The organism is Burkholderia singularis (genome assembly GCF_900176645.1).
Taxonomy (GTDB): domain Bacteria; phylum Pseudomonadota; class Gammaproteobacteria; order Burkholderiales; family Burkholderiaceae; genus Burkholderia; species Burkholderia singularis.
In genome coordinates, this window is record NZ_FXAN01000091.1 from 15,541 (window position 1) to 27,447 (window position 11,907).

Genomic DNA, 11,907 nt, shown 5'->3' on the forward strand with positions numbered 1-11,907 from the left:
CTCATGGACGACGAACTCAATTCCCGGCTCAAGCCGCTGCGCGAGCGTATCGATGCGATTGACGCGCAGCTCATCGCGCTGCTGAACCAGCGCGCGGCGGTCGCGCTCGAGGTCGGGGAAGTCAAGAAGCATTTCAATGCGCCGGTGTTCAGGCCGGAGCGCGAGCAGCAGGTGATCGCGCGTCTGCAGGACATGAGCGCGGGGCCGCTCGCGAGCGAGCATATCAGCGCGATTTGGCGTGAGATCATGGCCGCGAGCCGCTCGCTCGAGCAGATCATCCACGTCGCGTTCCTGGGGCCGGTCGGCACTTATAGCGAACAGGCGATGTTCGAGTATTTCGGGCAATCGGTCGAAGGGCTGCCGTGCCCGTCGATCGACGAGGCGTTCCGCTCGGTCGAGGCAGGCGCCGCGGCGTTCGGCGTGGTGCCGGTCGAGAACTCGTCGGAGGGCGCGGTGTCGCGCACGCTCGATCTGCTGCTGCATACGCAATTGCTGATCGGCGGCGAGCTGTCGCTGCCGATCCATCACAATCTGCTCACGCAGACGGGCAAGCTCGACGGCGTCAAACGCGTGTGCGCGCATGCGCAGGCGCTCGCGCAGTGCCAGCACTGGCTCGCGGCGAACGCGCCGCATCTGGAGCGGCAGGCGGTGGCGAGCAACGCCGAGGCGGCGCGCCTCGCCGCCGACGACGCGTCGATTGCCGCGATCGCGGGCGACCGCGCGGCGACGCACTACGGCTTGCAGATTGCCTACGCGATGATTCAGGACGATCCGCACAACCGCACGCGTTTCGTCGTGATCGGCAAGGAGCCGGCCGGGCCGAGCGGGCATGATCAGACGTCGCTGATCGTGTCGGTAAAGAACGAGCCGGGCGCGGTTTTCAAGCTGCTCGAGCCGCTTGCGCGGCACGGCGTGTCGATGACGCGGTTCGAGTCGCGGCCCGCGCGGGTCGGCACGTGGGCGTATTACTTCTATATCGATATCGAAGGGCATCGCGACGACGATGCGGTGCAGGCCGCGCTGGCCGAACTCGGCAAGAAGGCGGCGTTCCTGAAGATTCTCGGTTCGTATCCGCGCGCGCAGTGACGCGCGCGTCTTGATTTCGTCGCGTTCGGGCCCCGCCCGCGCGCGCATTACTTTGGCTCTCGTCGTGTCAGGCTTCTCTTTCGACAAACTGGTGATTTTCGGCGTCGGGCTGATCGGCGGCTCGCTCGCGCTCGCGCTGCGCGAACGGGCCGCGGGCGGCGCGCGCGAGGTGATAGGCGTCGGCCGCGGCGCGGCATCGATCGAGCGCGCGCTCGCGCTGCGCGTGATCGATCGCGCGGCCATGCTCGACGACGACGCGCAACTGCGCGCCGCGCTCGCGGGCGCGGACGTCGTGCTGCTCGCCGCGCCCGTCGCGCAGACGCAGCCGTTGCTCGCGCGGATCGCGCCGTTTCTCGATGCGTCGACGATCGTCACCGACGCGGGCAGCACGAAATCGGATGTCGTCGCGGCGGCACGCGCGGTGCTCGGTGCGCGGGTCGGCCAGTTCGTGCCGGGGCATCCGATCGCCGGGCGCGAATCGAGCGGCGTCGGCGCGGCGCTCGCCGATCTGTACGTCGGCCGCAACGTCGTGCTGTGCGCGCTGCCGGAGAATGCGCCGTCGGCGCTGGCGCGGATCGAGTCGATGTGGCGCGCGGCGGGCGCCGACGTGCGCGCGATGAGCGCCGCGCAGCACGATCGCGTGTTCGCGGCGGTGAGCCATCTGCCGCACGTGCTGTCGTTCGCGCTCGTCGAGCAGATTCTCGGCGAGTCCGACGCGGAATTGAAATTCTCGTATGCGGCGGGCGGATTTCGCGATTTCACGCGGATCGCCGCATCGAGTCCGGAAATGTGGCGCGACGTTTGTCTCGCGAATCGCGATGCGTTGCTCGACGAACTCGATGCCTATGCGCGCGTGCTCGCACGGCTGCGCGCGGCGATCGACACGCGCGACGGCGCGGCGCTCGAAGCCGTGTTCGCGCGCTCGCGCGCCGCGCGCGCGTCCTGGCGCGAGCGCGGCGCGCCTGCCGCCCGGCCGGCCGGCGCCGCATCCGGCGCGCATCCGGCCCGCTTGGCCTCTCCAGGAACAGGATCTCATATGGAACATCTCGATCTCGGCCCGTTCTCCCGCGCGCAAGGCACGGTGCGCCTGCCCGGCTCGAAGAGCATCTCGAATCGGGTGCTGTTGCTCGCGGCGCTCGCGGAAGGCGACACGACCGTGACCAACCTGCTCGATTCCGACGATACCCGCGTGATGCTCGACGCGCTCGGCAAGCTCGGCGTGAAGCTCGTGCGCGACGGCGATACCTGCGTCGTGACGGGCACGCGCGGCGCGTTCACCGCGAAGTCGGCCGACCTTTTTCTCGGCAACGCGGGCACCGCGGTACGGCCGCTGACGGCGGCGCTCGCGGTCAACGGCGGCGACTATCGGATTCACGGCGTGCCGCGGATGCACGAGCGTCCGATCGGCGATCTCGTCGACGGGCTGCGCCAGATCGGCGCGCGGATCGACTACGAGGGCAACGACGGCTTCCCGCCGCTGCGCATCAAGCCCGGGGCGATCGCCGTCGACGCGCCGATCCGCGTGCGCGGCGACGTGTCGAGCCAGTTCCTCACCGCGCTGCTGATGACGCTGCCGCTCGTGAAGGCGAAAGACGGCGCGAGCGTCGTCGAAATCGACGGCGAGCTGATCTCGAAGCCGTACATCGACATCACGATCAAGCTGATGGCGCGCTTCGGCGTGCACGTCGAGCGCGACGGTTGGCAGCGTTTCACGGTGCCGGCGGGCGTGCGCTACCAGTCGCCGGGCGCGATCATGGTCGAAGGCGATGCGTCGTCAGCGTCGTACTTTCTTGCGGCGGGTGCGCTGGGCGGCGGGCCGCTGCGCGTCGAGGGCGTCGGCCGCGCGAGCATCCAGGGCGACGTCGGCTTCGCGAGCGCGCTGATGCAAATGGGCGCGAACGTGACGATGGGCGACGACTGGATCGAAGTGCGGGGAATCGGCCACGATCACGGCAAGCTCGAGCCGATCGACATGGATTTCAACCTGATTCCGGACGCCGCGATGACGATCGCGGTGGCCGCGCTGTTCGCTGACGGCACGAGCACGCTGCGCAATATCGGCAGCTGGCGCGTGAAGGAAACCGACCGGATCGCCGCGATGGCGGCCGAGCTGCGCAAGGTCGGCGCGACGGTCGGCGAGGGCGCCGATTATCTTGTCGTGACGCCGCCCGCGAAACTGACGCCGAACGCGTCGATCGACACTTACGACGATCACCGGATGGCGATGTGCTTCTCGCTCGTGAGTCTCGGCGGCGTGCCCGTGCGCATCAACGATCCGAAGTGCGTCGGCAAGACGTTCCCCGATTATTTCGACCGCTTCCTGGCGCTCGCGAAAGCCTGACGCCCGCCTTTGTTCCGATGAAATCGATTCGACCTTTTTCTCAGACCCCGGTTATCACGATCGACGGCCCGACCGCGTCCGGCAAGGGCACGGTGGCGGCGCTGGTCGCCGCGCATCTGGGTTTTCACTTGCTTGACAGCGGCGCGCTGTACCGGCTCGCCGCGCTCGCGAGCATTCGCTACCAAGTCGAGCCTGACGACGTGCCGGCGCTGGCGAAACTGGTCGATGGGCTGCACATTACGTTCCGCGAAGGCTGCGCGCAGCTCGACGGGATCGACGTGTCCGACGAGATCCGTGCGGAAGCGGTGGGCAACCGGGCGTCGGCGATCGCCGTGCATGCGCCGGTACGCGCCGCGCTGGTCGCGCGCCAGCGGGCGTTTCGCAAGACGCCGGGGCTCGTCGCGGACGGCCGTGACATGGGAACGGTGATCTTCCCGGACGCCGTGCTGAAGGTGTTCCTGACGGCGAGCGTCGAGGCGCGCGCGGCGCGCCGGCATAAGCAATTGATGCAAAAAGGTTTTTCTGCTAATATAGATGACTTGCTCCGGGATTTGCGCGAGCGTGACGCACGCGACAGCAATCGCGCAGCCGCGCCGCTCAAGCCTGCAGCGGACGCCAAGCCCCTCGACACCTCGGCGCTGACGATCGAGCAATCGGTCGATCAGGTGCTGCGGTGGTACAAGGAGCTGGGGCAGCCGCCTGAAAAGGGGGCGAAAGCGTAGTAGGTGCTTCGCGCGTTGCGCGCAGCGTATGTTAAACCCTTAACCCCGTGTGGATTCGCGGGCCGGCCGTCAGCCAAGGCAGCAGCCTGGAGTGGGCGCGGCGAGAATGCGAGACCACGCACAAAACGATTTTTATGTCCGACCTGCAAACCTCCAACCCGAATACCGAATCCTTTGCGGCTCTGTTCGAAGAGTCGCTGACCCGCCAAGACATGCGCGCCGGCGAAGTGATCTCCGCCGAAGTCGTGCGCGTCGACCACAACTTCGTGGTCGTCAATGCAGGCCTGAAGTCCGAGGCTTACATTCCGATCGAGGAATTCCTGAACGATCAGGGCGAGGTTGAGGTGCAGGCGGGCGATTTCGTGTCCGTCGCGATCGACGCGCTCGAAAACGGCTATGGCGACACGATCCTGTCGCGCGACAAGGCGAAGCGCCTTGCATCGTGGCTGTCGCTGGAAAAGGCACTCGACAACAACGAACTCGTCACCGGCACGATTACCGGCAAGGTGAAGGGCGGCATGACCGTGATGGTCAACGGCATCCGCGCGTTCCTGCCGGGTTCGCTGGTCGACACGCGTCCGGTCAAGGACACGACGCCGTATGAAGGCAAGACGCTCGAGTTCCGCGTGATCAAGCTCGACCGCAAGCGTAACAACGTCGTGCTGTCGCGCCGTGCCGTGATCGAAGCAACGCAAGGCGAAGAGCGCGCGAAGCTGCTCGAGACGCTGAAGGAAGGCGCGATCGTCAACGGCGTGGTCAAGAACATCACCGACTACGGCGCGTTCGTCGACCTCGGCGGCATCGACGGCCTGCTGCACATCACCGACATCGCATGGCGCCGTGTGCGTCACCCGAGCGAAGTCCTGTCGGTCGGCCAGGAAGTCACCGCGAAGATCCTCAAGTTCGACCAAGAGAAGAACCGCGTGTCGCTTGGCATCAAGCAACTGGGCGACGATCCGTGGGAAGGCATCTCGCGCCGTTACCCGTCGGGCACGCGTCTGTTCGGCAAGGTCACGAACATCACCGACTACGGCGCATTCGTCGAAGTGGAATCGGGCATCGAAGGCCTCGTCCACGTGTCGGAAATGGACTGGACCAACAAGAACGTCGCGCCGTCGAAGGTTGTCCAGCTGGGCGACGAAGTCGAAGTCATGGTCCTCGAGATCGACGAAGACCGTCGTCGTATCAGCCTCGGCATGAAGCAGTGCAAGCCGAATCCGTGGGATGACTTCAGCCGCAACTTCAAGAAGGGCGACAAGATCACGGGCGCAATCAAGTCGATCACCGACTTCGGCGTGTTCATCGGTCTGCCGGGCGGCATCGATGGCCTGGTTCACCTGTCGGACCTGTCGTGGAGCGAGGCTGGCGAAGAAGCCGTTCGCAAGTACAAGAAGGGCGACGAAGTCGAAGCGATCGTGCTCGGCATCGACGTCGAGAAGGAGCGCATTTCGCTCGGCATCAAGCAGCTCGAAGGCGACCCGTTCAGCAACTACGTTGCGATGAACGACAAGGGCTCGATCGTCGACGGCGTGGTGAAGTCGGTCGACGCGAAGGGCGCGGTCATCACGCTGACGGGCGACGTAGAAGGCTACCTGCGTGCGTCGGAAATCTCGCAGGATCGTGTCGAAGACGCGCGCAACGTGCTGAAGGAAGGCGACAAGGTCAACGCGATGGTGATCAACATCGATCGCAAGTCGCGCGGCATCAACCTGTCGATCAAGGCGAAGGATTCGGCCGAGCAGCAGGAAGCGATGCGCGGCTTGCAAGCAGATTCGAGCTCCGCTGCGACCGGCACGACCAATCTCGGCGCGCTGTTGAAGGCGAAGCTTGACGGCCAGAACCAGTAAGCCTCACGAGGTCTGCTGAAGTATGACCAAATCCGAGTTGGTCGCCCAGTTGGCATCGCGATTTCCGCAGCTTGTGCTGAAAGATGCGGATTTCGCGGTGAAAACGATGCTCGATGCGATGTCCGAGGCGCTGTCGAAAGGGCATCGGATCGAAATTCGCGGCTTCGGCAGCTTCGGTTTGAATCGCCGCCCGGCGCGTGTCGGGCGCAATCCGAAGTCGGGGGAGAAGGTGCAGGTGCCTGAGAAGCATGTGCCGCACTTCAAGCCCGGCAAGGAGTTGCGTGAGCGCGTCGATGGCCGTGCCGGCGAACCGTTGAAAAACGATGAACCGGACGACGGCCGGTGATAGGCGGCCGATGCCGAGCCATCCAACCAGGCTGAAAGAAAGCGCCCCTCGCGGGCGCTTTTTGTTTGCGCGTTCGGCCCGCGCCCATGTGGCGGCGCGGGCCGAGCCGTTTCTCAAGATGCGTGAAACGGCATCCTTTACAATACGGGGCGCTTCGGCGCGGCGAAGGGGAGTCGCACGCGCCGCCGAATAATCTCAATCAAAGAGAGGGAGTCTCATGAAGGTCATCGTCTGGTTGGTCCGTGTGGTGGTGTTCGTGTTGTTGCTCGTGCTTGCTTTGGCCAATACGCATAGCGCGACGCTGAATTTCATCGCAGGCTACAACTGGCAGGCTCCGCTGATCCTGATCGGGCTGGCGTTCTTCGGCGTCGGGCTGATTGCGGGTCTGCTGTCCGCGCTGCCGTCGGTGTTCCGGATGCGGCTCGAGAACGGCCGCTTGAAGCGTGATTTGCGCGCCGCGCGCGAGAATCCGGCCATCGTCGATCAACCGCCGATGCCGCCTGTCATTTAACGCTCGCCGTTGCCGCGCGTGTCGCGGCACGGCCTTTTGCCATACGTCGCATGGATCTGGATTTCTGGTGGCTGCTCGCCATCCCCGTCGCATTCGCGCTCGGCTGGATAGCGTCGCGCTACGACCTCAACAAGCTGTTGTCCGAGAGCGCGAATCTGCCGCGCTCGTATTTTCGCGGCCTGAATTTCCTGTTGAACGAACAGCCGGATAAGGCCATCGACGCTTTTATCGAAGTGGCGAAGCTCGACCCGGAGACGGTCGAGCTGCACTTTGCGCTCGGCAACCTGTTTCGCCGGCGCGGCGAGACGGACCGTGCGATTCGCGTGCATCAGAATCTGCTCGGCCGGACCGATTTGCCCGTGACCGAGCGCGATCATGCCCTTTATGAACTCGGGCAGGACTTTCTGAAAGCGGGCTTGCTCGACCGTGCGGAAGACACATTCCACAAGCTTGCCGACGGCGACTATGCACTCGGCGCGCAGCGCGCGCTGCTGACGATCTACGAGATCGAGAAGGACTGGAACAAATCGATCGAGACCGCGACGCGGATCGAATCGATGGGCGCGCAGCGCTTGTCGACCGAGATCTCGCATTTCCATTGCGAACTGGCGCAGGATGCGCTGCAGCAAAAGCACGCGGAACGTGCTGCTGGACATCTGCGCGATGCGCTCGCGGTGAACCCGCAGAACGCGCGCGCGACGATTCTGTCGGGCGACGCGGCGGCCGCGGCCGGCGACCACGCCGCGGCGATCGAGCACTGGCGCAGGATCGAGGCGCAGAACGCCGCGTATCTGCCGCTCGTTGCCGACAAGCTGATGAAATCGTATATCGCGCTCGACCGCGCGGCCGACGGCGCCGCGCTGCTGACGGACTATGCCGAGCGCTATCCGTCGAACGACCTGCTCGACGTCGCATACCAATACGTGTCGCAGATGCGCGGCACGGCTGCCGCGCACGCGCTCGCGCGCACGCAGATGCAGAAGGCGCCGAACCTGTCGGGCATGCTGCATCTGCTCGACGCGCAGATCGCATCGGCCGACGAGCCGCGCCGCGCGGAACTCGAGATGATGCGCACGCTCGTCAAGCAGCGCACTAAAAATCTGCCACGGTATACGTGCCAGAATTGCGGTTTCCGCGCACGGCTGTTCTATTGGCAGTGCCCGGGATGCAGCGGCTGGGAAACCTACGCGCCGCGGCGCGTCGAGCCCGCCGTCGCATAATGGGGGCAGGCGCCGCGCGCCTGCCCCGGGCGGCCATCGGCCGCCGGAACGAATCATCGGAATACTTATGAAGATCACCATCATCGGCACGGGCTATGTGGGCCTCGTCACCGGCGCGTGTCTTGCCGAGATCGGGCACGACGTGTTCTGTCTGGATGTCGATCCGCGCAAGATCGAGATCCTGAACAGCGGCGGCATCCCGATTCACGAGCCCGGTTTGCAGGAAATCATCGCGCGCACCCGCGCGGCGGGGCGCATCACGTTCTCGACCGATATCGAGGCGAGCGTCGCGCACGGCGAGATCCAGTTCATCGCGGTCGGCACGCCGCCGGACGAGGACGGCTCGGCCGATCTGCAATACGTGCTCGAAGCGGCGCGCAATATCGGCCGCCACATGGCGGGCTACAAGGTGATCGTCGACAAATCGACCGTGCCCGTCGGCACGGCGCAGCGCGTGCGCGGCGTGATCGCCGAGGCGCTCGCCGCGCGCGGCCTCGCAGACAGCGACGCGCACGCGTTCTCGGTCGTGTCGAATCCGGAGTTTCTGAAAGAGGGCGCGGCCGTTGACGATTTCATGCGGCCGGACCGGATCATCATCGGCGTCGACGACGACGCCGCCGGCGAGATCGCGCGCGAGAAGATGAAAAAGCTCTATGCGCCGTTCAACCGCAACCACGAGCGGACCATCTACATGGACGTGCGCTCGGCCGAGTTCGCGAAATACGCAGCGAACGCGATGCTCGCCACGCGCATCTCGTTCATGAACGAGATGTCGAATCTCGCGGATCGCGTGGGCGCGGATATCGAGGCGGTGCGCCGCGGGATCGGCTCCGATCCGCGAATCGGCTATCACTTTTTGTATGCGGGCGTCGGCTACGGCGGCTCGTGTTTTCCGAAGGACGTGCAGGCGCTGATTCGCACCGCGAGCGAGCATGGTCATCCGCTGAAGATTCTCGAGGCGGTCGAGGCGGTGAACCACGAGCAGAAGAACGTGCTGCTCGGCAAGATCACGGCGCGCTACGGCGCGGATCTGAGCGGGCGCACGTTTGCCGTTTGGGGGCTCGCGTTCAAGCCGAATACCGACGACATGCGCGAAGCGCCGAGCCGGCGCCTGATCGCTGCGCTGCTCGAGCGCGGCGCGGCGGTGCGCGCGTATGATCCTGTCGCGCTCGACGAGGCGCGGCGCGTGTTCGCGCTCGATCTGCACGGCGCGCCCGGCGCGCTCGCGCGGCTCGCGTTCGTCGATGCAGCCGACGATGCGCTCGCAGGCGCGGACGCGCTCGTCGTCGTCACCGAGTGGAAGGAATTCAAGAGCCCGGATTTTTCGCATCTGAAGTCGATGCTGAAGATGCCGGTGATCTTCGATGGCCGCAATCTATACGAACCCGATGCGATGGCCGAACTCGGCATCGATTACCACGGAATTGGACGCCCCCATGTCGAGCCGCATTCGTCAGCCCGCGGATAAGCGCACGGCGCAGGACGCCGTGCCGGTTGGGCTCGTCGTGCCGCGCGCGCAGCTTGCGCAATCGCGCGTGCTCGTCGTCGGCGACGTGATGCTCGATCGCTACTGGTTCGGCAACGTCAACCGGATCTCGCCCGAAGCGCCGGTGCCGGTCGTGCACGTGCAGCGGCAGGAGGAGCGTCTGGGCGGCGCGGCGAACGTCGCGCGCAACGCGGTGACGCTGGGCGGCCAGGCCGGCCTGTTGTGCGTGGTCGGCCGCGACGAGCCGGGCGAGCGGATCGTCGAGTTGCTGGGCGAGAGCGGCGTGACGCCGTATCTCGAACGTGACCCGGCGCTGCCGACGACGATCAAGCTGCGCGTGCTCGCGCAGCAGCAGCAGTTGCTGCGCGTCGATTTCGAGGCCGCGCCGACGCACGAGGTGCTGCTTGCCGGACTCGCGCGCTTCGACGCGCTGCTGCCGTCGTATGACGTCGTGCTGATGTCGGATTATGCGAAAGGCGGCCTCACGCATGTGACGACGATGATCGCGACCGCGCGCGCGGCGGGCAAGCAGGTGCTCGTCGATCCGAAGGGCGCCGATTGGGACCGCTATCGCGGCGCGTCGCTGATCACGCCAAACCGCGCGGAACTGCGCGAGGTCGTCGGGCAATGGAAGTCGGAAGACGATCTGCGCGAGCGCGTCGCGACGCTGCGCGATGCGCTCGCGATCGACGCGCTGTTGCTCACGCGCTCGGAAGAGGGGATGACGCTGTTCGCCGCCGACGGCGAGCTGCACGTTCCGGCGCTCGCACGCGAGGTGTACGACGTGTCGGGCGCGGGCGACACGGTGATCGCGACCGTCGCGACGATGCTAGGCGCGGGGTTGCCGCTCGTCGACGCGGTGGCGCTCGCGAACCGGGCGGCGGGCATCGTCGTCGGCAAGCTCGGCACGGCGACGGTCGAGTACGACGAACTGTTTCACTGAATCGAACGGCACCGGCGCGCGCTGCGGCGCCGCGGTGCGCACACTCTCATCGGCAGGACGATCATGACTCTCATCGTTACCGGCGCGGCCGGCTTCATCGGCGCGAACCTCGTGAAGGCGCTGAACGAGCGCGGCGAGACGCGCATCATCGCGGTCGACAATCTGACGCGCGCGGACAAGTTCAAGAATCTCGTCGATTGCGAGATCGACGATTATCTCGACAAGACCGAGTTCGTCGAGCGCTTCGCGCGTGGCGATTTCGGCAAGGTCCGGGCGGTGTTTCACGAAGGCGCGTGCTCGGACACGATGGAAACCGACGGCCGCTACATGATGGACAACAACTTCCGCTACAGCCGCGCGGTGCTCGATGCGTGCATGGCCCAGGGCGCGCAGTTCCTGTATGCGTCGTCCGCCGCGATCTACGGCGGCTCGAGCCGCTTCGTCGAGGCGCGCGACGTCGAGGCGCCGCTCAACGTCTACGGCTATTCGAAATTCCTGTTCGACCAGGTGGTCCGCCGCGTGCTGCCGGGCGCGAAGAGCCAGATCGCAGGCTTTCGCTACTTCAACGTGTACGGGCCGCGCGAATCGCACAAGGGGCGCATGGCGTCGGTCGCGTTCCACAATTTCAACCAGTTTCGCGCCGAGGGCAAGGTCAAGCTGTTCGGCGAGTACAACGGCTACGGGCCGGGCGAGCAGACGCGCGATTTCGTGTCGGTCGAGGACGTCGCGAAGGTCAACCTGTTCTTCTTCGATCATCCGGAGAAGTCGGGCATCTTCAATCTCGGTACCGGCCGCGCGCAGCCGTTCAACGACATCGCGACAACGGTCGTCAACACGCTGCGCGCGCTTGACGGCAAGCCCGCGCTGACGCTTGCCGAGCAGGTCGAGCAAGGGCTCATCGAATACGTGCCGTTTCCCGACGCGCTGCGCGGCAAGTATCAATGCTTCACGCAGGCCGATCAGACCAAGCTGCGCGCGGCCGGCTACGATGCGCCGTTTTTGACGGTGCAGCAAGGCGTCGATCGCTACGTGCGTTGGCTGTTCGGCCAGCTATAAGCGTCACGCTGTCTTCTTTAGACTGGGTCTCACGGTCGGCGGCCGCCGGCCGTTCGTTTCTGATGCGAACCCTATGGAGATCCAGATGCTGAAGAAAATTTTCGCGACGCTCGCGCTCGTTGCAGCGGCCGCGCACGGATGGGCCGCCGTCGACGTCAATGTCGCAACCGACGACGCGCTGCGCGGTATCAAGGGAATCGGCCCGGCCAAAGCGAAGGCGATCATCGACGAGCGCAGCGCGCACGGTCCGTTCAAGGACGCCGCCGACCTCGCGCGGCGGGTGAAGGGGATGGGCGGCAAGACGCTCGAGCGCCTTGCCGCCGAAGGGCTGGCGATCGGCGCGGCAGGG

General features: G+C 65.7%; 11 protein-coding genes and 1 pseudogene. All 12 read left to right on the forward strand.

Annotation, left to right across the window (positions count from 1 at the left end; all coding sequences use genetic code 11):
- Positions 1–3 precede the first annotated feature (3 nt).
- A complete protein-coding gene (gene pheA, locus BSIN_RS19815; RefSeq protein WP_059519055.1) occupies positions 4–1,086 on the forward strand; it encodes a prephenate dehydratase in 1,083 nt (360 codons plus the stop codon).
- A 91-nt stretch (positions 1,087–1,177) separates the two neighbouring features.
- Positions 1,178–1,990: pseudogene (locus BSIN_RS26835) on the forward strand (prephenate dehydrogenase); the annotation flags it as partial.
- Between the two features lie 132 nt (positions 1,991–2,122).
- On the forward strand, positions 2,123–3,427 hold the full coding sequence (gene aroA, locus BSIN_RS26840) for a 3-phosphoshikimate 1-carboxyvinyltransferase (RefSeq protein ID WP_369828213.1): 1,305 nt from the start codon (positions 2,123–2,125) through the stop codon (positions 3,425–3,427).
- 17 nt (positions 3,428–3,444) lie between these two features.
- On the forward strand, positions 3,445–4,149 hold the full coding sequence (cmk, locus tag BSIN_RS19825) for a (d)CMP kinase (RefSeq protein ID WP_089341714.1): 705 nt from the start codon (positions 3,445–3,447) through the stop codon (positions 4,147–4,149).
- 134 nt (positions 4,150–4,283) lie between these two features.
- Positions 4,284–5,996 carry a 30S ribosomal protein S1 gene (gene rpsA / locus BSIN_RS19830; protein ID WP_059519059.1) on the forward strand — a complete coding sequence of 571 codons (1,713 nt, stop codon included), beginning with the start codon at positions 4,284–4,286 and terminating at the stop codon, positions 5,994–5,996.
- A 22-nt stretch (positions 5,997–6,018) separates the two neighbouring features.
- On the forward strand, positions 6,019–6,342 hold the full coding sequence (locus tag BSIN_RS19835; RefSeq protein ID WP_089341715.1) for an integration host factor subunit beta: 324 nt from the start codon (positions 6,019–6,021) through the stop codon (positions 6,340–6,342).
- A 217-nt stretch (positions 6,343–6,559) separates the two neighbouring features.
- A complete protein-coding gene (locus tag BSIN_RS19840) occupies positions 6,560–6,853 on the forward strand; it encodes a LapA family protein (RefSeq protein WP_059519064.1) in 294 nt (97 codons plus the stop codon).
- Positions 6,854–6,903: 50 nt separating this feature from the next.
- The gene (gene lapB / locus BSIN_RS19845; protein ID WP_089341716.1) at positions 6,904–8,073 is read left to right on the forward strand and encodes a lipopolysaccharide assembly protein LapB; all 1,170 of its coding nucleotides are present in this window, start codon (positions 6,904–6,906) and stop codon (positions 8,071–8,073) included.
- A 67-nt stretch (positions 8,074–8,140) separates the two neighbouring features.
- Positions 8,141–9,541, forward strand: coding sequence for a UDP-glucose dehydrogenase family protein (locus BSIN_RS19850; protein ID WP_089341717.1), 1,401 nt, complete (start codon positions 8,141–8,143; stop codon positions 9,539–9,541).
- Entirely contained in the window at positions 9,510–10,502 is a 993-nt protein-coding gene (rfaE1, locus tag BSIN_RS19855; protein ID WP_059519070.1) for a D-glycero-beta-D-manno-heptose-7-phosphate kinase, read from the forward strand. The genes BSIN_RS19850 and rfaE1 overlap by 32 nt, the downstream gene beginning before the upstream one ends.
- A 63-nt stretch (positions 10,503–10,565) precedes the next feature.
- Positions 10,566–11,558 carry an ADP-glyceromanno-heptose 6-epimerase gene (gene rfaD, locus BSIN_RS19860; protein ID WP_089341718.1) on the forward strand — a complete coding sequence of 331 codons (993 nt, stop codon included), beginning with the start codon at positions 10,566–10,568 and terminating at the stop codon, positions 11,556–11,558.
- 85 nt (positions 11,559–11,643) lie between these two features.
- A partial coding sequence (locus BSIN_RS19865; protein WP_089341720.1) for a ComEA family DNA-binding protein occupies positions 11,644–11,907 on the forward strand: 264 nt, incomplete at its 3' end.

Excerpts from the sequence above, each read along its gene's own strand:
- rfaE1 (WP_059519070.1), top strand. The coding sequence starts at position 9,510 with ATGTCGAGCCGCATTCGTCAGCCCGCGGATAAGCGCACGGCGCAGGAC.
- BSIN_RS19835 (WP_089341715.1), top strand. The coding sequence starts at position 6,019 with ATGACCAAATCCGAGTTGGTCGCCCAGTTGGCATCGCGATTTCCGCAG.
- cmk (WP_089341714.1), top strand. The coding sequence starts at position 3,445 with ATGAAATCGATTCGACCTTTTTCTCAGACCCCGGTTATCACGATCGAC.
- aroA (WP_369828213.1), top strand. The coding sequence starts at position 2,123 with ATGGAACATCTCGATCTCGGCCCGTTCTCCCGCGCGCAAGGCACGGTG.
- lapB (WP_089341716.1), top strand. The coding sequence starts at position 6,904 with ATGGATCTGGATTTCTGGTGGCTGCTCGCCATCCCCGTCGCATTCGCG.
- BSIN_RS19840 (WP_059519064.1), top strand. The coding sequence starts at position 6,560 with ATGAAGGTCATCGTCTGGTTGGTCCGTGTGGTGGTGTTCGTGTTGTTG.
- BSIN_RS19850 (WP_089341717.1), top strand. The coding sequence starts at position 8,141 with ATGAAGATCACCATCATCGGCACGGGCTATGTGGGCCTCGTCACCGGC.
- rfaD (WP_089341718.1), top strand. The coding sequence starts at position 10,566 with ATGACTCTCATCGTTACCGGCGCGGCCGGCTTCATCGGCGCGAACCTC.
- rpsA (WP_059519059.1), top strand. The coding sequence starts at position 4,284 with ATGTCCGACCTGCAAACCTCCAACCCGAATACCGAATCCTTTGCGGCT.
- pheA (WP_059519055.1), top strand. The coding sequence starts at position 4 with ATGGACGACGAACTCAATTCCCGGCTCAAGCCGCTGCGCGAGCGTATC.